Annotated in this window: 29 protein-coding genes and 5 pseudogenes; 17 read left to right on the top strand and 17 right to left on the bottom strand. The window is 49.9% G+C overall.

Annotated elements, in window-relative coordinates:
- The first annotated feature begins 80 nt into the window (after positions 1-80).
- From PPHA_RS00920 to pheS, 9 genes are all read left to right on the top strand, one after another.
- Positions 81-281: a hypothetical protein gene (locus PPHA_RS00920; RefSeq protein WP_012507016.1), complete on the top strand. Its 201-nt coding sequence runs from the start codon at positions 81-83 to the stop codon at positions 279-281.
- Positions 282-394: 113 nt separating this feature from the next.
- Positions 395-1,843, top strand: coding sequence for an aminomethyl-transferring glycine dehydrogenase subunit GcvPB (gcvPB, locus tag PPHA_RS00915; protein ID WP_012507015.1), 1,449 nt, complete (start codon positions 395-397; stop codon positions 1,841-1,843).
- Positions 1,844-1,866: 23 nt separating this feature from the next.
- Positions 1,867-3,642 (top strand): glycoside hydrolase family 3 protein, encoded by a 1,776-nt coding sequence (locus tag PPHA_RS00910; protein ID WP_012507014.1) that lies wholly within the window; start codon positions 1,867-1,869, stop codon positions 3,640-3,642.
- Between the two features lie 22 nt (positions 3,643-3,664).
- The gene (bchZ, locus tag PPHA_RS00905; protein WP_012507013.1) at positions 3,665-5,071 is read left to right on the top strand and encodes a chlorophyllide a reductase subunit Z; all 1,407 of its coding nucleotides are present in this window, start codon (positions 3,665-3,667) and stop codon (positions 5,069-5,071) included.
- Between the two features lie 177 nt (positions 5,072-5,248).
- Positions 5,249-7,222 (top strand): threonine--tRNA ligase, encoded by a 1,974-nt coding sequence (gene thrS / locus PPHA_RS00900; RefSeq protein ID WP_012507012.1) that lies wholly within the window; start codon positions 5,249-5,251, stop codon positions 7,220-7,222.
- Positions 7,223-7,245: 23 nt separating this feature from the next.
- Positions 7,246-7,878 carry a translation initiation factor IF-3 gene (infC, locus tag PPHA_RS00895; RefSeq protein WP_012507011.1) on the top strand — a complete coding sequence of 211 codons (633 nt, stop codon included), beginning with the start codon at positions 7,246-7,248 and terminating at the stop codon, positions 7,876-7,878.
- A 49-nt stretch (positions 7,879-7,927) separates the two neighbouring features.
- Positions 7,928-8,122, top strand: a complete 195-nt coding sequence (rpmI, locus tag PPHA_RS00890; RefSeq protein WP_012507010.1) for a 50S ribosomal protein L35 — start codon at positions 7,928-7,930, stop codon at positions 8,120-8,122.
- A gap of 26 nt (positions 8,123-8,148) precedes the next feature.
- Positions 8,149-8,496 carry a 50S ribosomal protein L20 gene (gene rplT, locus PPHA_RS00885; RefSeq protein WP_012507009.1) on the top strand — a complete coding sequence of 116 codons (348 nt, stop codon included), beginning with the start codon at positions 8,149-8,151 and terminating at the stop codon, positions 8,494-8,496.
- 18 nt (positions 8,497-8,514) lie between these two features.
- Entirely contained in the window at positions 8,515-9,543 is a 1,029-nt protein-coding gene (gene pheS, locus PPHA_RS00880) for a phenylalanine--tRNA ligase subunit alpha (RefSeq protein ID WP_012507008.1), read from the top strand.
- Between the two features lie 13 nt (positions 9,544-9,556).
- Here the strand turns inward: pheS and PPHA_RS16665 are convergent.
- Positions 9,557-10,331 (bottom strand): annotated as a pseudogene (locus tag PPHA_RS16665) (macro domain-containing protein).
- 125 nt (positions 10,332-10,456) lie between these two features.
- Here PPHA_RS16665 and PPHA_RS15800 point away from each other — a divergent pair.
- Positions 10,457-10,630: pseudogene (locus tag PPHA_RS15800) on the top strand (tRNA ligase subunit PheS family protein); the annotation flags it as partial.
- 183 nt (positions 10,631-10,813) lie between these two features.
- Here PPHA_RS15800 and PPHA_RS00870 read toward each other — a convergent pair.
- From PPHA_RS00870 to PPHA_RS14820, 3 genes and pseudogenes are all read right to left on the bottom strand, one after another.
- Positions 10,814-11,581 (bottom strand): DUF1829 domain-containing protein, encoded by a 768-nt coding sequence (locus PPHA_RS00870; protein ID WP_012507007.1) that lies wholly within the window; start codon positions 11,579-11,581, stop codon positions 10,814-10,816.
- Positions 11,578-12,021: a DUF6978 family protein gene (locus tag PPHA_RS00865; RefSeq protein WP_012507006.1), complete on the bottom strand. Its 444-nt coding sequence runs from the start codon at positions 12,019-12,021 to the stop codon at positions 11,578-11,580. Before PPHA_RS00865 ends, PPHA_RS00870 begins: the two co-directional genes overlap by 4 nt.
- A gap of 164 nt (positions 12,022-12,185) precedes the next feature.
- A pseudogene (locus PPHA_RS14820) lies at positions 12,186-12,553 on the bottom strand (DNA-methyltransferase); the annotation flags it as partial.
- Positions 12,554-12,969: 416 nt separating this feature from the next.
- Here PPHA_RS14820 and PPHA_RS00855 point away from each other — a divergent pair.
- Positions 12,970-13,344: a type II toxin-antitoxin system RelE/ParE family toxin gene (locus tag PPHA_RS00855; RefSeq protein ID WP_012507005.1), complete on the top strand. Its 375-nt coding sequence runs from the start codon at positions 12,970-12,972 to the stop codon at positions 13,342-13,344.
- Positions 13,337-13,660: a helix-turn-helix domain-containing protein gene (locus tag PPHA_RS00850; protein WP_012507004.1), complete on the top strand. Its 324-nt coding sequence runs from the start codon at positions 13,337-13,339 to the stop codon at positions 13,658-13,660. The genes PPHA_RS00855 and PPHA_RS00850 overlap by 8 nt, the downstream gene beginning before the upstream one ends.
- 116 nt (positions 13,661-13,776) lie before the next feature.
- Here the strand turns inward: PPHA_RS00850 and PPHA_RS16105 are convergent, their stop codons facing one another.
- The 4 genes from PPHA_RS16105 to PPHA_RS00835 all read right to left on the bottom strand — a co-directional run bounded on the left by PPHA_RS16105 (position 13,777) and on the right by PPHA_RS00835 (position 15,095).
- Positions 13,777-14,052 (bottom strand): hypothetical protein, encoded by a 276-nt coding sequence (locus PPHA_RS16105; protein WP_049759867.1) that lies wholly within the window; start codon positions 14,050-14,052, stop codon positions 13,777-13,779.
- A complete protein-coding gene (locus PPHA_RS16100) occupies positions 13,997-14,179 on the bottom strand; it encodes a hypothetical protein (RefSeq protein WP_223294008.1) in 183 nt (60 codons plus the stop codon). Before PPHA_RS16100 ends, PPHA_RS16105 begins: the two co-directional genes overlap by 56 nt.
- Positions 14,180-14,368: 189 nt before the next feature.
- A complete protein-coding gene (locus tag PPHA_RS00840; protein ID WP_012507003.1) occupies positions 14,369-14,851 on the bottom strand; it encodes a DUF3368 domain-containing protein in 483 nt (160 codons plus the stop codon).
- A complete protein-coding gene (locus PPHA_RS00835; protein ID WP_012507002.1) occupies positions 14,835-15,095 on the bottom strand; it encodes a UPF0175 family protein in 261 nt (86 codons plus the stop codon). Before PPHA_RS00835 ends, PPHA_RS00840 begins: the two co-directional genes overlap by 17 nt.
- A 227-nt stretch (positions 15,096-15,322) precedes the next feature.
- Here PPHA_RS00835 and PPHA_RS14810 point away from each other — a divergent pair.
- Positions 15,323-15,486: pseudogene (locus PPHA_RS14810) on the top strand (tRNA ligase subunit PheS family protein); the annotation flags it as partial.
- 51 nt (positions 15,487-15,537) lie between these two features.
- Here the strand turns inward: PPHA_RS14810 and PPHA_RS00830 are convergent.
- The 5 genes from PPHA_RS00830 to PPHA_RS00810 all read right to left on the bottom strand — a co-directional run bounded on the left by PPHA_RS00830 (position 15,538) and on the right by PPHA_RS00810 (position 17,208).
- A complete protein-coding gene (locus PPHA_RS00830; protein ID WP_012507001.1) occupies positions 15,538-15,765 on the bottom strand; it encodes an addiction module protein in 228 nt (75 codons plus the stop codon).
- Positions 15,766-15,833: 68 nt separating this feature from the next.
- A complete protein-coding gene (locus PPHA_RS15795; protein ID WP_012507000.1) occupies positions 15,834-15,974 on the bottom strand; it encodes a hypothetical protein in 141 nt (46 codons plus the stop codon).
- Positions 15,967-16,296 carry a nucleotidyltransferase family protein gene (locus PPHA_RS00820; RefSeq protein ID WP_012506999.1) on the bottom strand — a complete coding sequence of 110 codons (330 nt, stop codon included), beginning with the start codon at positions 16,294-16,296 and terminating at the stop codon, positions 15,967-15,969. The genes PPHA_RS15795 and PPHA_RS00820 overlap by 8 nt, the downstream gene beginning before the upstream one ends.
- A 280-nt stretch (positions 16,297-16,576) precedes the next feature.
- Positions 16,577-16,861, bottom strand: a complete 285-nt coding sequence (locus tag PPHA_RS00815) for an XRE family transcriptional regulator (protein WP_012506998.1) — start codon at positions 16,859-16,861, stop codon at positions 16,577-16,579.
- On the bottom strand, positions 16,858-17,208 hold the full coding sequence (locus PPHA_RS00810) for a type II toxin-antitoxin system RelE/ParE family toxin (RefSeq protein ID WP_012506997.1): 351 nt from the start codon (positions 17,206-17,208) through the stop codon (positions 16,858-16,860). The genes PPHA_RS00815 and PPHA_RS00810 overlap by 4 nt, the downstream gene beginning before the upstream one ends.
- Positions 17,209-17,281: 73 nt before the next feature.
- On the opposite strand from PPHA_RS00810, the gene PPHA_RS16455 reads away from it, so the two are divergent.
- Positions 17,282-17,413, top strand: coding sequence for a hypothetical protein (locus tag PPHA_RS16455; protein ID WP_012506996.1), 132 nt, complete (start codon positions 17,282-17,284; stop codon positions 17,411-17,413).
- Here PPHA_RS16455 and PPHA_RS00805 read toward each other — a convergent pair.
- The gene (locus tag PPHA_RS00805; RefSeq protein WP_049759866.1) at positions 17,398-17,775 is read right to left on the bottom strand and encodes a site-specific DNA-methyltransferase; all 378 of its coding nucleotides are present in this window, start codon (positions 17,773-17,775) and stop codon (positions 17,398-17,400) included. The two genes, PPHA_RS16455 and PPHA_RS00805, sit on opposite strands and share 16 nt — an antisense overlap.
- Before the next feature lie 134 nt (positions 17,776-17,909).
- Between PPHA_RS00805 and PPHA_RS00800 the strand changes: the two genes are divergently transcribed.
- From PPHA_RS00800 to PPHA_RS14805, 3 genes and pseudogenes are all read left to right on the top strand, one after another.
- Positions 17,910-18,170, top strand: coding sequence for an antitoxin (locus PPHA_RS00800; RefSeq protein ID WP_012506995.1), 261 nt, complete (start codon positions 17,910-17,912; stop codon positions 18,168-18,170).
- Positions 18,167-18,580 carry a type II toxin-antitoxin system VapC family toxin gene (locus PPHA_RS00795; RefSeq protein ID WP_012506994.1) on the top strand — a complete coding sequence of 138 codons (414 nt, stop codon included), beginning with the start codon at positions 18,167-18,169 and terminating at the stop codon, positions 18,578-18,580. Before PPHA_RS00800 ends, PPHA_RS00795 begins: the two co-directional genes overlap by 4 nt.
- 103 nt (positions 18,581-18,683) lie before the next feature.
- Positions 18,684-18,821 (top strand): annotated as a pseudogene (locus PPHA_RS14805) (tRNA ligase subunit PheS family protein); the annotation flags it as partial.
- Positions 18,822-18,975: 154 nt separating this feature from the next.
- Here the strand turns inward: PPHA_RS14805 and hcp are convergent.
- Genes hcp through PPHA_RS00780 form a run of 3 tightly spaced genes read right to left on the bottom strand, consistent with a single transcriptional unit; the run spans position 18,976 to position 22,004 of the window.
- Positions 18,976-20,604, bottom strand: a complete 1,629-nt coding sequence (hcp, locus tag PPHA_RS00790) for a hydroxylamine reductase (protein ID WP_012506993.1) — start codon at positions 20,602-20,604, stop codon at positions 18,976-18,978.
- Between the two features lie 21 nt (positions 20,605-20,625).
- Positions 20,626-21,078: a tetratricopeptide repeat protein gene (locus PPHA_RS00785; RefSeq protein WP_012506992.1), complete on the bottom strand. Its 453-nt coding sequence runs from the start codon at positions 21,076-21,078 to the stop codon at positions 20,626-20,628.
- Between the two features lie 32 nt (positions 21,079-21,110).
- Positions 21,111-22,004 carry an ATP-binding protein gene (locus PPHA_RS00780; RefSeq protein WP_012506991.1) on the bottom strand — a complete coding sequence of 298 codons (894 nt, stop codon included), beginning with the start codon at positions 22,002-22,004 and terminating at the stop codon, positions 21,111-21,113.
- Positions 22,005-22,009: the final 5 nt, after the last annotated feature.

Raw genomic sequence — 22,009 nt, 5'->3', positions numbered from 1 at the left:
GTGGTTACTGCATTATAACGCGAGCCATTTTGTTATTTCAATAAATAATACGCATCATCCATGAATAGCTTGATAACTGGATGGTGAAAAAGATCATGATAACGAACAGAATAAGCGCAACATCGGTAATTCCAATAACGGAATTGGCAGGAAAACCCGTTACCGGCACACCAGTATCTCTCGCCAAAACCCAGAAAGTGGCAGAATACGACAATTGGTTCCTTCAGGACGTTGAGAAAGGCTTGACGAAAATCACTGCTGAGAAGAGTCTTGAAAACTGAAATTCCACGTTCCCCTCTCTTTTTTTGCCGATTGTCTTGAGCTTCTCTTCCCCTTCTTCTATATTAAAAAACAGTCGATCATAAAGACCAACAGCCACTCTTGAAGCAAACCAATGAGAGAAAAACTGATTTTTGAACTTTCCCGCAAAGGGCGCAAAGGATACAGCCTCTCCGGAAACGAGTTACCGGAACAGCCGCTGGAGAACATCATCCCTTCAAAATATCTGCGCACGACACCTGCTGAGCTTCCCGAAGTGGCCGAAAGCGAGGTTGTGCGTCACTTTGTGCGTCTCTCGAACCTGAACTACCACGTTGACAAGAACATGTACCCGCTGGGAAGCTGTACGATGAAGTACAATCCCAAGATCAATGATTATACCTGTGACCTTCCGGGGTTCAGCGCCCTCCATCCCCTGCAGCCTGGCGAAACAACACAGGGTGCATTGCAGCTCATGTTTGAACTGGCCGAGATGCTGCGCGAAATTGCCGGTATGGCGGCTGTTACGCTGCAACCAGCGGCTGGCGCCCACGGGGAGCTGACCGGCATTCTGCTTATCAAGAAATACCATGAGTCGATTGGCTCAAAACGGCACAAGCTGCTTGTGGTCGATTCGGCACACGGCACCAACCCTGCCTCAGCCGCTCTGGCCGGGTACGATATTATCTCCGTCAAAGGCAATGCCGACGGACGCACCGATCTGGATGACCTTCGAAGCAAGCTTGACGGTGATGTGGCCGCACTGATGCTGACCAACCCTAACACCATCGGACTCTTTGAAACAGAGATCCTCGCTATCTCCAAAATGGTGCACGACAACGGCAGCCTGCTCTATATGGATGGCGCAAACATGAATGCCCTGCTCGGCATAACCCGTCCTGGCGACATGGGCTTCGATGTAGTCCATTACAACCTGCACAAAACCTTTGCTGCACCGCACGGCGGCGGCGGCCCCGGAAGCGGCCCGGTCGGCGTCAGCGAAAAGCTTATTCCCTTCCTGCTGGTACCGGTTATTGTAAAAGAGGGAACAACCTACAAGCTCTCCTACGACCGTCCGGAAAGCATCGGCAGAATGATGAATTTCTATGGGAACTTCGCCGTGCTGGTCAGGGCATACACCTACATCCGGATGCTCGGCCCCGACGGGTTGCGACGGGTTTCGGAAAATGCCATTATCAATGCCAACTACCTGCTGAGTCTGCTGCTTGAGAGTTACGACCTGCCCTACCCGAAACCGGTGATGCACGAGTTCTGCCTTTCGGGCGATCGACAGAAAAAGGCGCACGGCGTCAAAACGCTCGATATTGCAAAAAGGCTGCTCGACTACGGCTTTCATGCCCCGACCATCTACTTCCCGCTCATTGTCAGCGAAGCGCTGATGATTGAGCCGACGGAGACGGAATCAAAAGAGACGCTCGATGTATTTGCCCAGGCGCTGCTCAGCATTGCCGATGAGGCCGCAAACAATCCGGCTCTGGTAACCTCAGCCCCGGTAACAACACCGGTCAAGCGGCTTGATGATGCTATGGCCTCAAGGCAGTTAAACATCTGCTGCTCACTCTGAAAACAGCCTCCCAGGGCCAATGCATGAAAAAACAATCTCGACTCGCTCTCTTTCCCCTTTTCATCCTCCTGCTGTTGATGACAGCAGGAGAGACAGGATCAGCAAAATCAAAACCGGGCACGGAAAAGTGGTGCGCCCAGCAAATTTTCAGCCGTAAAGATTCCCATATCGAAGAGAGCCTGAAAGGCTTGACACTCTCCGAAAAGGTTGGTGAGATGCTTATCGCCCAAATTGAGGCCCATTACAGCGGCAGTTACGACAAGGAGTACCAGCTTCTGAGCCGACTGGTGCAGGAGGGCAAGATCGGAGGCATTATGTTCCTCAAGGGTGATGCCTTCAGCGCGGCCATGCTCGCCAACCATTTTCAGTCGATTGCACCACGCCCTCTGCTTATGAGCGCCGATATGGAGCGGGGTGTCGCCATGCGGCTGAGCGGAGCTACCGAATTCCCGCCAAACATGGCTGTGGCAGCAACACAGGATCCTGAACTCGCCGCCCTGATGGCAAAAGCCATAGCGGAAGAGGCAAAAATTGTCGGGCTCCACCAGAACTATGCCCCGACGGTTGACCTGAACAGCAACCCGCTCAATCCCATCATCAATACCCGTTCGTTCGGCGACCGTATACCCCTGACCATTACCATGTCCAATGCCGTCATCAAAGGGCTTCAGTCGCACGGTATGATTGCAACCGCAAAACACTTTCCGGGGCATGGTAACGTTACCATCGACAGCCATATCTCGCTCCCTCTCCTCCAGGCTGACCGCCAGGAACTGGATGCCTATGAACTGAAACCGTTTAAAGCCGCCATAGAACAGGGGGTCATCTCTATTATGATCGGACATCTTGCTGTACCGAAACTGACCGGCACCCTGGAGCCCGCCTCCATTTCCAAAACAATCGTCACCGACCTGCTCCGTCATGATCTTGGATTCACCGGGCTGATCATTACCGATGCCCTCAACATGAAAGCGCTTTACAACGGCGAGAATGTCCCGGAAATTTCTGTAAAAGCTGTTCAGGCTGGCAATGACCTCCTCCTCTTTTCACCCGATCCCGAGCTTGCCCACTCCTCCATCGTCAAAGCTGTCGAAGAGGGCGTTATTCCGATGGAACAGATTGATGCATCGGTACGCAGAATCCTTCAGGCGAAACAGTGGCTTGAGATTGACAACCGGAAACTTGTCAATCTGAACCGGATCAAAGATGAGATAAACCCCGAATCTCACCGCACGCTTGCGCAAACCATTACCTCACGAGCCATTACGCTGGCTGGCGACGCAAACCACTACCTTCCCCTGAACAGGGAGGCCTCCTCAGGCAATGTGCTCAATATCATCCTGCAGGATAAAACCAATAGTGAAACCGGAAAAGGATACAGCAAAAAACTCGATCACTATTATGCCGCCACGCATATCAGAATTGACCCCGATACCGACTCTCTCCGTTACGCGAACGCCACTGAACTTGCAACCAGGGCGTCGGCTGTTCTCGTCACCTCCTTTGTCAAGGCGCTCTCCGGTTCTGGCACCCTGAAACTGACGGAAAAGCAACAGCAGTTTATCCACTCGCTGACCGGTATCGTGCCAAAAGAGAAGCCCCTGATCTTTGTATCGTTTGGAACCCCATACATCATCAACTATTTTCCTGAAATAACCACCTATCTCTGCACCTACTCCGAAAACGACTCATCTGAAGAGATGGCGGTAGAGGTACTGAAGGGGAATCTTACCCCCCAGGGAATGCTCCCTGTTTCACTGCAGGAGCCGTCACGTTTGAACGGAACATCATTGCAATAAAACGATAAGCTGCTTGACTATCATGGGAAAAACCATTCGGGACGAATCGACCGCAAGCGCCTACTGGGCGGCAGTCAACACCTTCTGTTCACTTCAGGACGTTCATGTCATTGCCGATGCACCGGTCGGCTGCTACAATCTGGTGGGTGTCGCCGTCATCGACTATACCGATGCCGTGCCCTACCTTGAAAACCTTACCCCGACCAGCCTCACCGAAAAGGAGATTGCCTCCTCAGGCAGTTCGGAAATTGTCCGCCAGACCATCGAAAAGCTCCAGGCACCCGGGCGGCAACTGATTCTGGTATCGAGTGCCGAAAGCGAGATGATTGGCAGCGACCATGAACGAATGCTGACGATGAAGTACCCTGATGTCCGTTTTTTCCCCTCAAACTCACTCGGAGAGAATGAGTGGCAGGGACGCGACCGTGCTTTGGTTTGGCTCAATGATACGTTTGGCAACAACACTCCCCCATCCGTAAAAATCGGTTCTGTCTCCATTATCGGCCCGACCTACGGTTGCTTCAACAGCCCCTCCGATCTGGCCGAGATCAAGCGGCTGATTGCCGGAATCGGCGGTGAGCTCCTGCACGTCTATCCCTTTGAAAGCTCCCTGCACGATATTGCCGACCTGAAAAATTCCGACGTGATTGTGGTGATGTACCATGAATTTGGCCATGCCCTGGCGGAAAAACTTGGGCGCCCGGTACTCCAGGCCCCCTTCGGCCTCGGCGAAACCGAACAATTCATTCATGACCTTGGACGCCTCCTGAAAAAAGAGGACGAGGCTGATGCCTTCTTGCTGAAAGAGAAAAAAACCACACTGAAACCCATATGGGATCTCTGGCGCGGGCCACAGGCAGAGTGGTTTCCAACCATTCGATTCGGCGCAACAGCAGCCAAAACCTATGCCCTCGGACTTGAAACCTTTCTTTCGGGAGAGATGGGTATGCAGTGCCTCTTCAGCCACAACACCGCCGAGGCCGACAACACCCTTGTCCGCAATGAGATTCAGCAAAAACAGCCGCAGTTCCTCTTCGGAAGGATTGTCGATAAAATCTATCTGGCGGAACTTGACTCCAAAACACGATTCATTCCGGCAGGTTTCCCCGGCCCCATTGTCCGCCGGGCGCTCGGCACACCCTTCATGGGTCACAGCGGAGCGGTCTACCTTTTGCAGGAAATTGTCAACGCCCTCTACGATATGCTTTTTAACTTTCTCCCCCTTAACCGCCGCACCGCCGTTGAGGAGCCTGCACAGAAGGTTGCATGGAGCAGCGAAGCCAATGCCCTTCTGAACGAAATGGTCAAAAAAGCGCCTTTCATCAGCCAGATCTCCTATGGACGAGAGCTGAAACGCAAAGCGGAGCTGCTTACCCTGAAACAGGGGAAAGAGTGCGTCACGCCGGAGCTGCTCGGAATGGTCAACTGATTTGGATTATTTTGATTTTATGTGTATCGTTAAAGTCCACATTACGGAACCGGGGAAAACAGTTTTAAACTGAGCAGCCCCCCCGACCCGGCAGTACTAACAGAAAGAGGCAGCATTGATATTTTCCGGCAAGGGAAAAACATCCTTTGCATGGAATGAAACGACAGGAATAAATAAATGTCTGACAATCAGGATATACTGGCTGTAATAGCCCTTACCCTTCCGGACGGGAGTGTAAAAACTTTTCCCATCGGCACAACCGGCAATGACGTTGCGCTCTCCATCGGACGCAAACTTGCACAGGATGCCCTTGCACTCAGGGTCAATGGCGTTGCGATTGACCTCTCGACACCTCTTACTGCTGATGCAGCAATAGAAATCATTACCTTCAGCTCCCCTGCTGGACAGGATATTTTCTGGCACAGCTCAAGTCATCTCATGGCGCAGGCCATTGAGGAGCTCTATCCCGGCAGCAAGTTCGGCGCAGGCCCCTCCATCGAACAGGGATTCTACTACGATGTAGCCTCAACGCACCGCTTCCGCGAAGAAGATCTCCGCAAGATCGAAGAGAGAATGCTGGAGATCAGCAAGCGCGATATACAGATCCGGCGCGAAGAGATGAGCCGCACCGACGCCATAGAGTTTTTCAAAACCGTTCGGAACGACCCCTACAAGGTTGAGATTCTTGAAGATACCCTGAAAGAGGTGGAGAGGGTTTCGCTCTATCACCAGGACGGTTTTACCGACCTCTGCATCGGGCCGCACATCCCCTCAACCTCGAAAGTGAAGGCTGTTCTGCTCAGCAATATCTCCTCCTCCTACTGGCGCGGTGATTCTGCACGCGAGAACATGCAGCGCATTTATGGCATCACCTTTCCATCCGAAAAGCTGCTGAAAGAGCATGTTGCCCGGCTTGAAGAGGCTAAACGACGGGACCACCGCAAACTCGGCGCCGAACTGGAACTCTTCATGCTTTCGCCTGAGGTGGGAAGCGGTCTGCCGATCTGGCTGCCGAAAGGGGCCATCATCCGCAATGAACTTGAAACCTTCCTCAAGGAGGAGCAGCGCAAACGCGGCTATCTGCCCGTCTATACGCCGCATATCGGCAATATTGAACTCTACAAGCGTTCAGGCCACTATCCCTACTACAGCGACTCGCAGTTTCCGCCGCTGACCTATCACGATGAAGAGGGCAAGCAGGAGCAGTATCTTCTTAAACCGATGAACTGCCCGCACCACCACCTCATCTACAGCTCAAAGATGCGCAGTTACCGCGATCTGCCCCTCCGCCTGACGGAGTTCGGAACCGTCTATCGCCACGAGCAGTCAGGAGAACTCAATGGTCTTGTACGTGCACGCGGATTTACGCAGGATGACTCGCACATTTACTGCCGCCCCGATCAGCTTGTTGACGAGATCTGCAGCGCCATTGAACTGACACAGTTTGTCTTTGGAACGCTCGGCTTTTCAGAGGTGCAGACCCGCCTCTCCATGCACGACCCGGAAAACCAGGCAAAGTATGGTGGTACCGCCGAAGTGTGGGAACAGGCCGAGAAAGATGTACAGGAGGCTGCCGACCGCATGGGCATCGACTACTTTATCGGCGTCGGCGAAGCAAGCTTCTACGGCCCGAAAATTGACTTTATCGTGCGTGACGCCCTTGGCAGAAAGTGGCAGCTCGGCACCGTCCAGGTTGACTATGTCATGCCGGAACGGTTCGACCTCACCTATACCGGAAGCGATGGCCAGAAACACCGCCCCGTTGTCATTCACCGTGCCCCCTTCGGTTCCATGGAGCGTTTTATCGGCGTCCTCATCGAGCACACCGCAGGGAACTTCCCCCTCTGGCTCGCACCCGTTCAGGCTGTGGTACTCCCGATTGCCGAAGATGTTCTCGACTATGCAAAAAGCGTACACCAGGCGCTCCTCGCAGCAGGAATCCGCGCCGAACTTGACACCAGAAGTGAAAAAATCGGCAAAAAAATCCGCGACGCCGAAGTGAGCAAAATCCCCTGCATGATTGTCATCGGACAAAAAGAGCAGGAGAGCGGCGAAGTATCGTTACGCCGTCATCGCATCGGTGATGAAGGGCGATTCAGCGTAAGCGGACTGATCGAAAAACTCAAGACAGAGATCACCGGAAAATCCTGACTATCTAAAACAAACCTGAACGCATGAAGAAACAAAAGGTTACGACTCAAAAGCCGAAACTCACCTATCGGGTCAATGAGCAGATCCGTGTTCCGGAAGTCCGCATTATTTTTCCGGACGGAACACAGGAGGTGATGAAAACCATTGACGCCAAGCGGGTAGCCGAAGAGCGCAATCAAGACCTGATCGAAGTACAGCCGAACGCCGAACCTCCGGTTTGCAAATTCGACAACCTCGGCAGGTTACTCTATAAAATGGACAAGAGGGACAAGGATCTGAAGAAAAAGCAGAAGACCACCACCCTCAAGGAGCTGCGGTTTCACCCGAACACCGACAAGCATGACTTCGACTTCAAGAGCGCACACCTTGAAGAGTTTCTGCGCAAAGGCAACCGGGTCAGGGCCACCATCGTCTTTCTTGGACGCTCCATTATCTACAAAGACAAGGGACTTGAACTGGCAGAACGCCTGACCGAGCGGCTCAGCATTGTCAGCACCCGTGACGGCGACCCGAAATTCGAAGGAAAGAAACTCTTCGTCTATTTCGAGCCCGACAAGAAGAAAATAGATGCCTACGAACGCATCAAGGCAAAAACAAATCAGCCGTCTGCAGCCCCACTGGCTCCATTGGCGCCTGAGGATCTGACAGAAGAGTAATCACAGAAGAAATTCGAGCAATTTATATTCAAAAAATAAAGGACGTATCATGCCTAAAATGAAATCCCACCGTGGAGCATGCAAACGGTTTAAGACAACATCATCCGGAAAAATCAAGCGTGAACGCATGAATGGCTCACACAACCTTGAGAAAAAGAACAGCAAACGCTGCCGCCGTCTCCACCAGACAGCACTGCTTGAAGGGTTGAAGGCAAAGCAGATCAAACGGATGATACAGGCCTAAATTTTTAACATTAACTCGACACAACGATGCCTAAAGCAAATAATGCCGTCGCCTCAAAAGCACGGAGAAAAAGAGTACTCAAAAAAGCCAAAGGGTTCTGGGGATCACGCGGCAATATTCTGACCGTCGTCAAACATGCGGTCGATAAAGCAGAACAGTACGCCTACCGTGACCGTCGCGTCAAAAAACGCACCTTCCGTTCGCTCTGGATCATGCGTATCAACGCCGCTGCACGCCTCAACGGCACCACCTACTCCCGCATGATCAACGCCATGCTGAAGAAGAACGTCGAAATCGACCGCAAGGCACTTGCCGAGATCGCCGTAAAAGATCCCGCAGCATTCACCGTGATTGTTAAAAGCCTTTTCGAATAAGATGTTACACCGGTCATAATGGAAAACACCATTCGCAGTTTACAGCAGGAGATCATTGACTTTGAGATTACCACAGCGGCCGATCTCGAAGCTTTCCGCCTCAGGTACACCGTTCGGAAAGGACTCATTGCAGCCCTTTTCGGCCAACTCAAAACGGTTGAACCTGCTGAAAAACCGCGAATGGGCCAGTTGCTCAACCAGCTCAAGCAGACGGCTGATGCAAAGCTCACCGAAGCAGAGGAGAGGCTTGCCGGAACCGAAAGCAAGAGCAGCAGCAATAGAATTGACCTCACCCTTCCCGGACGACGCTACTTCACCGGCAGCGAACATCCGGTACAGAAGGTGCTTGGTGAAATGAAATCGATCTTCTCAGCCATGGGATTCGGCATTGCAACCGGCCCCGAACTTGAGACCGATCAGTACAACTTCGACCTGCTCAACTTTCCGCCCGACCATCCGGCACGCGACATGCAGGACACCTTTTTTGTCACCAGCGGCAACCCCGGCTCGGACGTGCTTCTCAGAACCCACACCTCCCCCGTGCAGATCAGGGTCATGCTCGACCAGAAACCACCCATACGGGTCATCTGCCCAGGAAAGGTCTACCGCAACGAAGCCATCAGCTCCCGAAGCTACTGCGTCTTCCACCAGCTCGAAGGGCTCTACATCGACAAGAAGGTCTCCTTCGCCGATCTCAAAGCCACCATCTACTCCTTCGCAAAACAGATGTTCGGCACCGACGTCAAACTCCGGTTCCGCCCAAGCTTTTTCCCCTTCACTGAACCATCAGCCGAAGTGGACGTCACCTGCTACCTCTGCGGTGGCAAGGGATGCAAAGTCTGCAAAAAATCAGGCTGGCTCGAAATCATGGGCTGCGGCATGGTTCATCCCAACGTCATGCGCAACTGCGGCATAGACCCCGAAGAGTGGTCAGGCTACGCCTTCGGCATGGGTGTTGACCGCACGGTGCTGCTCAGGTACAAGATTGACGATATCAGGTTGCTGTTTGAGAATGATTTGAGGATGCTGAAGCAGTTTACGGCGTAAGAGAGGGATCGCCTTAATTTGGTGACAACTCAATCCATCCCTTTTTTTTCAGGACGTCAAGTGCAAGTCTGATCTGACGTGTGAAGAACTGTCTCTTTTTCTCATTCCAGGCATAGACACTCGTAATAACATCATCGACAATCCGAACTGGTTCGTTTTTTACCACCCAATGCACTGTGGCCAACAACTCAAGCCCGAAAGGTGACTCGAAGCCTTCAACAAGGTTACATACCCTGTCAAAATGTTCTTGAGTATTGGAGGTATCCTTCTCCTTGAGAAACAAGAGAGCATCATCAAGAGCGCCAGGCACCAACGTCAATTGCTTGTCGGGTTTATCCCCACCATCATCATAACCAGAAACCAAATGCCCTTCGATAGCATGTAAAACGTGCCGAAGGTTTTCAGCATAAGGACCATAAGGGCCTTTTGAACCCACTCCCAAGCGCAGGAACGGCAATTGAGCGGATATTCCTTGCCTTGACCTCTTCAGCCAAAGCAACAAGCCCATCCTCAATATCCTCGATACGGCTTTTGCCTTTCCAGTGGCGTTTGGTTGGAAAATTGATGATGTAGAGAGGATTGGTCAATGCACCTGTCTCAAAAACAAACATGTTTCCGGGCATGACCTCATTACGCTTGCAGGCCGCAGCATAAGATTTGAAATTCTCAGGGAAAACGTTCTTGAACTGAAGAGCAATACCTCGCCCCATAACGCCAACACAGTTGACCGTGTTGACCAAAGCTTCGGCATCTGCTGCCAGTATGTTTCCTTTCCTGAATTCGATCATGTATGCTCCCAACGTTTATCAATAATACCATTCAGGCTTTAAACTGAACTTGTAACGATATACAAAACACCAGAATCTGACCCGGTACAGAAAGTACCAGCAAGGTGAACGCCTGCTTCATCTGCGTCAAACTCCGGTTCCGTCCAAGCTTTTTCCACTTCACCAAACCAACAGCCGAAGTGGGCGTCACCTGCTACCTCTGCGGTGGGAAGGGATACAAAGTCTGCAAAAAATCAGGCTGGCTCGAAATCATGGGCTGCGGCATGGTTTACCCAAACGTCATGTGCAGCTGCGGCATACAATCTTCCACAAACGCCTCTATTGCATTATATTCGTCATACATAGTGCGCTTCCTTATCAATACGAGCCTTCAGAAACGGGTTCATTCTTTTCCAATACCTGTCTTAAGGTGCTGTTAGATCTCCAAATACCCTGACCATTATGCACCGCGCCCTGCCTATGCCTCTTTTCATCGTTATGCACTATGCAGCCAAATCATCCCGATAGTTTTCTCTCTCTGACCAAAGAAGAGGTTTCAGATCGTAATTTTTCAAAGCATCAACCACCGATGATGATACAATGGAGCCTGTATCGTTGAGAAAAACATAAAGCTGGGAATCGGATGCCCTGGTCTCTTTTGTATCAAGCCATTTAAAAACGAGTGCTTCTGCAGATTCCTTCCTCGGGTTTGCTATTGCCTGAACAAGCCGCTCAGGCTGTTTCCTTGATTTTGGTATCACAAAATCGAACATGTGGTCATAACCGCTCTTGCCTGTAAATTTTATCTTTGGGGTGTATCGAATATCCGACAGCTCAAACCAATTGGTTACATCTTCAACAAAAAGGCTTGCAACGAATGGCGAAGCCAGATAAAACAGATCGTTTACCGCCAGCATTGCCTGAATGATGGTGTGCTTTTTTAGCGAAAAGTTTTCGGGCGTTGTATGAACGATCAGTTGATCACGGTCAAGCTGCACACCAAAACCCGCCAAAGTGGTTTTAAGCAGATCCTGACGTTTTGGACTGTCAAGTTGGCAACCAGAACTGACAAGATCACTCATGGTGTACCCGTCATCGGTAAGCATATAGCCAGCTCCTTCTTTTCGTGCATAGATCTGCAAACAATCGTTATGGCGGTCAATGTAAGGAGTGGTTATTTCGACCCAGTCTGCGCAAATCTGTTTTGCAATCGTTTTGTCTTTGAGCCACTGCGTATATTTTTCGAGCAATGTGTTGATTTCACCAATCATGTGAATAACTCCTGAAGAATAATCGGTTTGGTAATCACCGTGCAATAATCCATAAACTCATATAAAATTTGCCAGGCATTCTTGCTGTTTGAGAATTGGATCGGTAATGGAATCGCCCATTTATCCCCGTGACCTTCTCGATAAACATGAAGATGTGGGCAAGGCATTTCCTCTCCATCTGGATTTCTGTGTGGTGCACCTCCAATATCAATGCGCGCAAGAACAATGGCTCTTTGTGCCCGAAGTTGAAAGGTGTTTTTTTTCAACTCAATACGACCACGGGTAATGTCAAGGTTAAACTCCTCACGCATAGCCTCAGAATGCAACGAAATTCGCAATGCCCCGTCAAGACTTGGAAAAGTGAACCTTTCAGCCCCTGTATAATGCTTTTCCATAGCAAGTAACGCATCGGCTTCCTGCTGCACCAAAATAAAACTCATCCGCACTCTGTGAATATTTTTTTAATCTCCGGAATAATACACAATTCTTGTCGGTTTTGTGAGCTTGAAACGAGGGAAAACAGTAGCCCGATTTTTTCATCACGCTTCTGTTTGGTAATCTCGATAAACTCTGGATGGCTTTCCTACTCGACCGAATTTCTTCAAAGATTTTTTGCGGCAAGCGAGGTTGTCCCGCTGCCCATGAAGGGATCAAGCACCGTATCACCACGGAAGGCGAACATTTTGATGAGCCGGTGCGGAAGCTCTTCGGGGAACATGGCAAGATGCCCCTCCTGTTTTGCCCCGGCAAAGTTCCAGTGGCCTGAAAAGTAGGTATTCCACTCTTCGGTGGTCATGGCTGAACGCTCTTTCTGCTCTTTGGTGGGCTTTGGTGCAGCACCCTCTCGCATTCGTTCCAGACAAGGTTCAGGTTGTTGATGTAGCTCTCGTAACTCTCGTGAAAGCCGATCTGGTTCTCCGTCCCGTAGTCCTTGAGCTGTCAGTAAGGCGGTGAGGTGACAACAAGATGCACCTACCTGTCGCAAGGAGGCTTCATCTCCCGGCTGTCGCCGTGGAGTATGGTGTGGTGGCTCTTCAAGGTGCGCTTGGGTGTTTGAGTTGTATTGTTGGTGGAGCGGTTTTGGATGCTTGAAGTGAAGTATAGAGAATTTCTTTTGATTTACACTGAATGAGGGGCTGGGGAAATAATCTGCCATGTGTATAGTTTCCGTGGATCCTCTCATTCCATTCACGCAACCCGGAGGCAAGCCGGAGGTTCAGTGCCTCCGGGTTGCGTGAATGCACCAGCCGCTCATCGAAGGAGAGGTTCAGAGCAGAACGCTTGAACTCATGAACAGTTTTTGAACCTCTGCAAAATATACTTGAACAGTAAAACCTGGTACTATATATTCAATGGTGAAAAATAATGTCAACCCATAACGGTTAAGAGTGCGGATTTTCAAAAACAGGTGGTTTGCAAAGTTCGCCAAGGATGAGGGCATCAGTGATGAAAAGCTGTGCAAAGCAGTCAAGGATGCCGAAAATGGGTTAATCGATGCCGATTACGGCGGAGGAGTCATCAAGCAGAGGATTGCTCGACTTCATGAAGGGAAATCAGGCGGTTACAGGTCAATCATTTTTTACTCTCAAGGTGACAAGGCTTTTTTCGTTTATGGGTTTCCAAAAAATGCGCAGGCTAACATAACCAAGGCTGATGTCAAGGAGTATAAAGAACTTGCAAAAATTACCTTTTCCCTTTGCGACGAAAAGCTTGAAAAATTAATTCGGACAGGAGCCTTCAAGGCTGTAACATGTTATGAGTAAAGCTACAACATATAAAAGCGATGCCCTTGCGGCGGTTCATGAAACAGCTTCAGACATGTTCGAGGCTGGCGTGATTGACAAACAGACAATGCGTCACTTCGACGAATCCTGCTTGACACCGATTCACCCATTCAGCCCGGAAGAGATCAAGGCATTGCGTGAACGTGAAGAGGTGAGTCAGAGAGTTTTTGCTCACTATCTGAACGTAACAAAGGAATCGGTAAGTCAATGGGAACGAGGACAAAAGAAACCTGCCGGAACAACCTTGAAACTTCTTTCTCTTGTAGAACGGAGAGGAATTAACGCTATTGCCTGAGACTGCTGACAAGTATCGTCATGCAAGAAGTTGAGACTGTTCGACAATCGGACTGATAGCCTGAACAAGTATCGCGACCATTTTGAATTCGTCAAACCATTCAACTCTAAACCAGCTCACCCATAGCAGAGCAGGACGTTTTCTTCGTCATGTTTCAGCTTGTCATACTTCAGGAAGATACGCTTTCCCTTGATTTTTTCGGTCAGATAGCCGGCTACTTTGTCGTGCGTGAAGGGTTTCAGTTTTACCGTCAACCCGTTGGATAGCCGCACTTTTTCGGAACTGACTATCTCCTTGACCGTGAAGAACTCGTCGCGCTCTGCCTCGCTCTCCTTCTCAATCCTGGAGCCAAAAGTGAGTTTTCGGGGATCTTTTTTTTGTCCTCCGTACACATGAAATCGGGCTGACGGGTGTTGATCTTCTGCCGGGCAATCTCGATAAACTCAGGATTGATTTCGTACACCCGACCGAGCCTCGTTCGAGATTCTTTGCGGCAAGTGCGGTTGTGCCGCTACCCATGAAGGGATCGAGCACGGTATCACCACGGAAGGCGAACATTTTACATAAGCAGGTGTGGGAGCTCTTCCGGGAACATCGCAAGGTGCACCGACCTCATCTGTCGGCTGTCGCCGTGGATTATGGTGTGATGGCTCTTCAAGGTGCTGTTGGGTGTTTGGGTTGTCTTGTTGGTGGAGCGGTTTTGGATCTCTACTCCCCTGCTAACACAAGAATCCGACGCTTCACAACATCTGAAACCCACATTCCCGCATCAGTCAAACGATTGACATAGGGCTCAACCCTATTGACAAGTCCTTGCGCTTTCATTTCCAGTAGTACTTTAAGGGTACCCCAAACCTGTAAACCGGCAGCATGAGCTGTTCGACGAGCAAGCATATCATCAAGCAAAACAATACAATGCAAATTTTCTAAAGCAAGCGGCATAGCCGCCAATTCTCCCGGACCGAGGTCTAATGAGAGCCATTCAGAGGACTGTGCTTTTGGGTTTATGATCCTGATCAATGAAAAATCTGACCGGTTTGGAACATCATATCCACTCTTGTCGCCAACCATTAATTCAATCTTCACCGCTTCGGGAGTCCATATTTCTCCGAAAATTTCAGGAAGTCGATCAATCAATCCTATACGGTAAAGATAGAGTAAGGGAGAGGTATTGCTAATGGCTTGAAGCATGGTCATGCTCTAAATCATCTAATTCGGAGGCCAGGGGAAAAACATTATAGCGGCTGAGACTGAGTAAAAATTCAACACGGCTCATTCCGGCAAGCTCTGAAGCACGACCAGACGACAACCGCCCCATCTCAAACAGCTTAACTGCCGCAAGAACCCTCAGTTCCCTCCCAAAAGCAAGTGCATCAGTCTTTTCTGCAATCAGTATCTTTTCAGGGATATCAAGCGTAATGTGTTGAGCAGCCATGGTTCTCCTTTTTCTTTTCTTCAATTCGATTCAAGCCTTGCCTTGTACATGCAAGCATTGTTGTAACAACACACGAAACATATCAAAAATTCACTACGCATCATAGTAACCCCGCCTCATCATGGAGATCAGAGTGCCGAGAAAGGGATTGCATGACTGCGATATCAATCAAACCGGATAATTTCTTTTTGCCGCCTCCTGTAAACCCATCCAAAAGAGAAAACGACATGGTACACCCCAACGTCATGCGCAACAGCGGCATAGACCCCGAAGAGTGGTCAGGCTACGCCTTCGGCGTGGGTGTTGATCGCACGGTGTTGCTGAGGTACAAGATTGATGCAGGCTGCTGTTTGAGAATGATTTGCGGATGTTGAAGCAGTTTGGGGCGTAAAGAGGAAATGGTAGCCATCTTCAAGATCTCTCTCGACAGAATCAAAAATCCTCAACTGCATGACAGATTCCTTTTTATGCGCTCTTTGGCTTCTGCCCAGTCGGAGTGTTGCGCCGTTCCGGCAGAAAAGGCTTCTTTCCGTTCGTTTAGAATGTTCTCATGCCATGCCGGAGATTCAAATGCCGCCTCATCCCTTGAAAGATCATCCCAGATTGTCTCCAGCAAATCCAGTTTTTCAGCATAAGTAAACTGTGACAAGGGTAATTCAATTTTTGCCATGATGTTTTCTCCTTCAGGATAATAAACGTAAATGCGTAACAGTTTGCCACTCTCCATAGACAAGCATATCAGCCTTTCTTTAGCTCCTTGATCACCTCATCGAGGGATACAGATAGTTGATCCTGCCCTGCAAACTTTGCTTCCCAAAGATCAATCAGATCCATACAATCTTCCATAAACTCCTCTATTGCTTGATATTCTTCATACATACTGTGCTTCCTTATCAATACGAGCCTTCAGAAACGGGTTCATTCTTTTCCAATACCTGATCAGATCAACTTTGCTGCCCAGCAGTTGCTCCAGCTCTTCCTTGAGCTGCACCCTGAGCAAAATATTCGGTTCCATTTCAACAACAATATCAATATCGCTGTCATCCCTGGCAGAATTTCTGGCGACGGAGCCGAAGATGCCGACTTTCTTCACGCCATAACGCTCCTCAAGCTCTGCTTTATGGCTGCTCAGTGTGCGAAGTGCTTGATCTCGCTGCATGGTTTGGTTTGAAGTCATGCCACCAATCATTTTGTGTTTCATTTGAATCTCTTTGCTCGTTGAGATAATCCAAGGTTTCACCGTCCTCAAGATTAACTACCATTGAATCAATTCAAGTTTGATTGCTTCGTACCCCATCGTCTCTTTTTTTTATCAGATTAATAAAAGGTTTATCAGGACAAGTGCCTCGTGCATAACTGTTGAGTGTGCAGTATAAGTGATTTTTGGCATCTATTCCTGCCAAGCCATACACTGTTGGGTGTCCGGGTTTTGAGATAGTACAAAACGTTATAGCGTCCAATGCTCTCAAAAAAGTAAAGAATCAGACTAACTCTATCCTGAATTTTTTCCCAAGTACAGATGCCGCGCTGGCAAGGGTTGTCAGGGTAAGACTGGTATCAGTTGCATCAAGCAGACGGTTGAGTGCTGCCCGACTGGTTTGCATTTTGCTTGCCATTGAAGATTTCGTCAGATGTTGTGCTTTCATTTCCTGAGCAATTTGCCAGGCAATAACACGCTTGACGGCCACCGCAGTTGCTTCGTCCAGAAGAGCCTCTTCTTCAAGAAATTCATCGAAACTGCTGCCAATATTTTTTTCATTCATCATGTATTCCTCATTCTGCTTTTTGCCAATTGCAGGTCAGACTTCGGAGTTGCCTGTGATTTTTTTATGAACCCGTGAAGCAACACTATCAAACCATCCTGTACCGTAAATAATACCCTTGCAATACGAGTAGGCAAATGGACACGCACTTCCCAAAGATCCTTCTCCATTTTGCGAACCAGCGGCATCCCCAGTGGCCAACCGTATTGAACAGTCTTGATCTCTTCACCGATTCTTTTTCGCTCAACAGCGGGTAGTTCGCGTAACCAATCGCGCACTGGTTCTGTACCACCATCGGTTTTAAAAAACCTGACCTCAAGTGTTGGGTTATTCTTTAAGAAATGTATCAAAATAAGTACACTATGGCAAATGAGCGTTCATAATGGGTAAGAAACGGAGACTCATGCGTAAAGAGTAAAAGTGATGTTTCAGCTTGTCCTACTTCAGGAAAATACGCTTTCCCTTGATTTTTTCGGTCAGATAGCCGACCGCTTTGTCGTACGTGAAGGCCTCGCTCTTGATGCCGATCAGCTTTTCCGTCAACCCGTTGGATAGCTCCACTTTTTCGGGGCTGAGGATCTCCTTGAGCGTAAAGAACTCTTCGCATGCTGCCTCGCTCTCCTTCTCAATTCTGGAGCCAAAGGTAGGTTTTCGGGGATCTTTTTTTTGTCCTCCGTGCCCATGAAATCGGGCTGACGGGCGTTGAGCTTCTGTTTGGCAATCTCGATAAACTCAGGATTGATTTCGTACCCGACCGAGTTGCGTTCGAGATTCTTTGCGGCAAGTGGGGTTGTCCCGCTCCCCATGAAGGGATCGAGCACGGTATCGCCACGGAAGACGAACATTTTGATGAGCCGGTGCGGAAGCTCTTCGGGGAACATGGCAAGGTGCACCGACCTGTCAGCGAGGAGGTTCATCTGTCGGCTGTCGGCAGTCGCCGTGAATTTTGGTGTGGTGGCTCTTCAAGGTGCATCTAATTTTGATATCTCTCTTGGTAGATATCAAAATTAGATTTAGATTGAAAACGGCTTTTTATCAAGGAGGATTACCGATGCCTGTTACTGCAAAAATTTTTATGTCAGGGCGCAGTCAAGCCGTCCGATTACCGAAGGAGTTCCGTTTTGAGGGGAAAGAGGTGTTTATCCGTCGTGATGCAATTTCCGGAGATGTCATTTTGTCACACCATCCCGATTCATGGGCAGGGCTGTTTGAGCTTGATACAACAACTGAGGTGCCTGCCGATTTTATGCAGGCTGACGATCGAACGCAACCAGAGCAATTGCGAGATCCTTTTGAGGGTTGGGCAGAATGAGCCTCTACATGCTTGATACAAATATTGCCAGTCATGTTATCAAAGGAGACATTCCTCTTGTGCGAGAGCGGCTGATTGCTGTACCAATACAGCGCGTTGTGATATCTTCAGTTACACAGGCAGAATTACTCTATGGCCTGGCAAAACGAACCTATCCGAAGGGCCTTACCGCCCGCGTCCATGAGTTTTTGATCCGGGTAAAAATATTGGCCTGGGATAAAGAGGTTGCCATCGTTTATGGTGATCTTCGAGCCAAGTGCGAAACCACAGGTGTGACGCTCTCACCACTTGACCTCATGATTGCGGCTCATGCTCAGGCAGTCAATGCCATTCTTGTTACGGGAGATAAAGCGTTTACCAGAATCCAAGATCGATTAATTATAGAAAATTGGACACTGTCACCAGACTGATCATCATCTGGTACAATCCCGCAAGGATAATTTATGGCATATTCGGAGGTACGGGAGATAAGCATCTCCGATGAGTGCCCCACCTTTATTTTTTCGCTCAGATAACGAGGCTATCAGCTCACGAAGCTACTGCGTCTTCCACCAGTTCGAAGGGCTCTACATCGACAAGAAGGTCTCCTTCGCCAAGCAAATGTTCGGCACCGACATTAAACTCCGGTTCCGCCCAAGCTTTTTCCCCTTTGCGGCCTCTTGCGACCAGAAGCGCTACTCCCCATGTTAAGAGCAGAGCTAAAATAAGAGGTCAGGTACTGCCTTTCGAGCTGCACCTGACCTGATACTCTTCTCTATCCGCAGAAGCGCCTTTAACGACGACTCTCTACAGGAGTATGCGCGGCTTATGCGCCTGCCATCATGGCTTCGACATCAGCGGCAACGGTTCCGATCGGCTTGATACCAAATTTCTCAACCAGCACTGCAGCAACATTCGGAGTCAAAAACTCGGGAAGTGTTGGTCCGAGACGAATGCCTTTTACTCCAAGAAAGAGCAGGGCAAGCAGCACAGTAACGGCTTTCTGCTCATACCATGCAATATCGAAGGAGATCGGCAGATCGTTGATATCGTCAAGCTCGAATACCTCCTTGAGTTTCAGGGCAATGACCGCAAGTGAGTAGGAGTCGTTGCACTGTCCGGCATCAAGCACGCGCGGAATGCCGCCGATATCGCCAAGCTCAAGCTTGTTGTAGCGGTACTTGGCACACCCAGCCGTGAGGATAACGGTATTGTCAGGAAGGGCTGCGGCAACATCGGTATAGTACTGCCGGGATTTATGACGTCCGTCACAACCGGCCATCACCACAAAGCGCTTGATGGCTCCGCTCTTCACCGCAGCAACCACCTTGTCAGCCAGCGCAATCACCTGGTTGTGCGCAAATCCTCCGGTGATGGTACCATTTTCAAGCTCTTTTGGCGCCGGGCAGCTTTTTGCCAGTTCGACAAGGGCAGAGAAATCTTTCTGACCGCCTTCAGGGCGTGCAGCGATATGCTTCAGTCCGGGATAACCGGCCATACCGGTGGTAAACATCCGGTTACGGTAAGACTCGCGAACCGGCACGATGCAGTTTGTCGTCATAAGAATCGGGCCGTTGAAGGTCTCAAACTCCCGATCCTGTGACCACCATGAACCACCGTAGTTGCCGACAAAGTGCGAATACTTCTTGAATGCCGGATAGTAGTGGGCTGGAAGCATTTCGCAGTGGGTATAGACATCGACTCCGGTACCTTCCGTCTGTTTGAGCAGATCTTCCAGATCGCGAAGGTCGTGACCTGAAATGAGGATACCGGGATTTTTGCCGACACCGGTCTTCACTGTGGTAATTTCCGGCTGACCATAGGTTTCAGTGTTGGCCTTGTCGAGCAGCGCCATCGCCTTGACGGCAACGCCTCCGGTTTCAAGTACCAGCGCGGTCAGTTCATCGGCCGTTAGCTCCTTGGTCAGAGCTGCAAGCCCTTTGACATAAAAAGCATAAATTTCGTCATCGTGGTAACCGAGCACCGCCGCATGGTCGGTATAGGCCGCAAGACCCTTTATTCCGAAGAGCACAAGGCTTTTGAGTGACTGAAGATCTTCGTTTTCACTGAGGCTTTCAAGACCTGACGTCTCAGCTTTTGCAAGAAACTCATCCTTTGAGCTGCCAGTCCAGCAGGCAACGTCATGGTCAGGCTGAACAGCAAGCGTCGCCTTCAGTTCATCACGCAGGGCAAGCGTTTTGCGGATCTGCGCAACAATGGCATCCTCATCAAAATTGGTATTGGTGACCGTTACAAAAAGAGACTCGCTGATAAGCTGACCCACGTTTCTCGACACACTGCCCTGCTGTTGTTCTGCAGCAAGAGCAAGACCTTCGGTTGCATAAACAAGCACATCCTGCAGTTTGGCGGTCATATCATCCTTTCCGCAGACACCTCTCACGATACATCCGCTCCCATGAACGCTCTCCTGACACTGGTTACAATACATTCCCATCGCTCTATCCTCCATTACTGGTTATTGTTTGTTTCTATCCGATGATAACAAGAGAGCCATCGTCCTGTCTCCTGCGGCGCCTTCGCTATCACCTTTTTTTTCTTTTACCAACGCCCTGTTCTTATACGCAGTAGACAAAAGCCGTTTGTTGGCGGGCTTTCGCTCGATGATTGCGCTGAAATCCTGAATTGCGCCATCCATATCTCCACTTTTTACCCTTGCCATACCGCGATTACCATAAGCCGTAATAGCTTCACGGAAACGAAGGCCTATCTGTAATGCCATGCTGAAATCGGCTATGGCGCCATCAAAATCATTGCAACTGCTGCGGGCATTGCCCCGATCATAGTACGCTTCTGCCCTTTCCGGATGCTCGGCAATTACCCTGCTGATCTCCGTCGCCGTTCCCCGGTATCCACCCATTGCATCTTTCAGCATTGCCTCTCCCACTTTAAAATTCAAACCTTTTTCCATCAGTATAAGTGCCGCACTCCGATCAAATCACTTCAAACCCACTCTTCCGACAGGGTCTCGCCCTGCAGGCTGATCACCACCTTTTTCACCGGCACCTTGCGCGAAGCCCTCCGCTGTGCTTCAGCAACAATCGACATGAGTCCTCCACAGCAAGGCACCTCCATGATAGCGACGGTAATGGTGTTGATATGCGACAAGTCAATCATGGCGGCAAGTTTCTCAACGTAGATCTCCATCCCCGAATCAAGTTTCGGACAGGCAATCGCAAGGCTTTTGCCCTGCATGAACTTTCCGTGAAAGTCGCCGACAGCAAACGCTGCACAGTCGGCAGCAAGCAACAGATCGGAACGCTCGAAACAGGGCGCCTGCGGAGAAACAAGGTGAAGCTGAATCGGCCACTGGCGAAGTGCACTTTGAACCGGTGCGCCGGGCATGGCGGCAACAGCCGCTTCCGTTTTGCCATTAGCGTTGAAATCAATTGTCCTGCTGCCAGGACATCCTCCAGCATGCGGAGCGTGCTGCTGCCCTGCATTGGCGTGCCGGGTTTCCGTCTGGGAAACGGCTCCACATTCCAGCGGGTTGGCAATTCCCTGCTCTTCGAGATATTCAAGCGCCTGCCCAACGAATTCATTCTGGCCATGATCCATAAGATGACGCAGATGAGCGGCAATAACATTGGCCCCGCCTTTTACAATACTCTCATGCATGACACGCTTTTCGTCATACGCTTCGGCTTCACGGCTGACAATGTTCATCGCTCCGGTCGGACAATGGCCGATACAAGCTCCAAGTCCATCACAAAAAAGGTCGCTGATGAGGCGGGCTTTGCCATCGATCACCTGCAAGGCCCCTTCAGGACAACCCGGAATACAATCACCGCATCCGGTACATTTTTTTTCATCTATCGTAATAATCTGTCGTTGCATTTATC

The organism is Pelodictyon phaeoclathratiforme BU-1 (genome assembly GCF_000020645.1).
GTDB lineage: Bacteria > Bacteroidota > Chlorobiia > Chlorobiales > Chlorobiaceae > Chlorobium > Chlorobium phaeoclathratiforme.
This window is presented reverse-complemented; position numbering and strand designations above follow the sequence as displayed.

Bases quoted from the DNA above. Each gene is read 5' to 3' on its own strand.
- PPHA_RS00920 (WP_012507016.1), top strand. From the start codon at position 81: ATGGTGAAAAAGATCATGATAACGAACAGAATAAGCGCAACATCGGTA.
- gcvPB (WP_012507015.1), top strand. From the start codon at position 395: ATGAGAGAAAAACTGATTTTTGAACTTTCCCGCAAAGGGCGCAAAGGA.
- PPHA_RS00910 (WP_012507014.1), top strand. From the start codon at position 1,867: ATGAAAAAACAATCTCGACTCGCTCTCTTTCCCCTTTTCATCCTCCTG.
- bchZ (WP_012507013.1), top strand. From the start codon at position 3,665: ATGGGAAAAACCATTCGGGACGAATCGACCGCAAGCGCCTACTGGGCG.
- thrS (WP_012507012.1), top strand. From the start codon at position 5,249: ATGTCTGACAATCAGGATATACTGGCTGTAATAGCCCTTACCCTTCCG.
- infC (WP_012507011.1), top strand. From the start codon at position 7,246: ATGAAGAAACAAAAGGTTACGACTCAAAAGCCGAAACTCACCTATCGG.
- rpmI (WP_012507010.1), top strand. From the start codon at position 7,928: ATGCCTAAAATGAAATCCCACCGTGGAGCATGCAAACGGTTTAAGACA.
- rplT (WP_012507009.1), top strand. From the start codon at position 8,149: ATGCCTAAAGCAAATAATGCCGTCGCCTCAAAAGCACGGAGAAAAAGA.
- pheS (WP_012507008.1), top strand. From the start codon at position 8,515: ATGGAAAACACCATTCGCAGTTTACAGCAGGAGATCATTGACTTTGAG.
- PPHA_RS00870 (WP_012507007.1), bottom strand. From the start codon at position 11,581: ATGATTGGTGAAATCAACACATTGCTCGAAAAATATACGCAGTGGCTC.
- PPHA_RS00865 (WP_012507006.1), bottom strand. From the start codon at position 12,021: ATGAGTTTTATTTTGGTGCAGCAGGAAGCCGATGCGTTACTTGCTATG.
- PPHA_RS00850 (WP_012507004.1), top strand. From the start codon at position 13,337: ATGAGTAAAGCTACAACATATAAAAGCGATGCCCTTGCGGCGGTTCAT.
- PPHA_RS16100 (WP_223294008.1), bottom strand. From the start codon at position 14,179: ATGGGTAGCGGCACAACCGCACTTGCCGCAAAGAATCTCGAACGAGGC.
- PPHA_RS00840 (WP_012507003.1), bottom strand. From the start codon at position 14,851: ATGCTTCAAGCCATTAGCAATACCTCTCCCTTACTCTATCTTTACCGT.
- PPHA_RS00835 (WP_012507002.1), bottom strand. From the start codon at position 15,095: ATGGCTGCTCAACACATTACGCTTGATATCCCTGAAAAGATACTGATT.
- PPHA_RS00830 (WP_012507001.1), bottom strand. From the start codon at position 15,765: ATGGCAAAAATTGAATTACCCTTGTCACAGTTTACTTATGCTGAAAAA.
- PPHA_RS15795 (WP_012507000.1), bottom strand. From the start codon at position 15,974: ATGTATGAAGAATATCAAGCAATAGAGGAGTTTATGGAAGATTGTATG.
- PPHA_RS00820 (WP_012506999.1), bottom strand. From the start codon at position 16,296: ATGAAACACAAAATGATTGGTGGCATGACTTCAAACCAAACCATGCAG.
- PPHA_RS00815 (WP_012506998.1), bottom strand. From the start codon at position 16,861: ATGATGAATGAAAAAAATATTGGCAGCAGTTTCGATGAATTTCTTGAA.
- PPHA_RS16455 (WP_012506996.1), top strand. From the start codon at position 17,282: ATGTTTCAGCTTGTCCTACTTCAGGAAAATACGCTTTCCCTTGATTTT.
- PPHA_RS00805 (WP_049759866.1), bottom strand. From the start codon at position 17,775: ATGAACCTCCTCGCTGACAGGTCGGTGCACCTTGCCATGTTCCCCGAA.
- PPHA_RS00800 (WP_012506995.1), top strand. From the start codon at position 17,910: ATGCCTGTTACTGCAAAAATTTTTATGTCAGGGCGCAGTCAAGCCGTC.
- PPHA_RS00795 (WP_012506994.1), top strand. From the start codon at position 18,167: ATGAGCCTCTACATGCTTGATACAAATATTGCCAGTCATGTTATCAAA.
- hcp (WP_012506993.1), bottom strand. From the start codon at position 20,604: ATGGGAATGTATTGTAACCAGTGTCAGGAGAGCGTTCATGGGAGCGGA.
- PPHA_RS00785 (WP_012506992.1), bottom strand. From the start codon at position 21,078: ATGGAAAAAGGTTTGAATTTTAAAGTGGGAGAGGCAATGCTGAAAGAT.
- PPHA_RS00780 (WP_012506991.1), bottom strand. From the start codon at position 22,004: ATGCAACGACAGATTATTACGATAGATGAAAAAAAATGTACCGGATGC.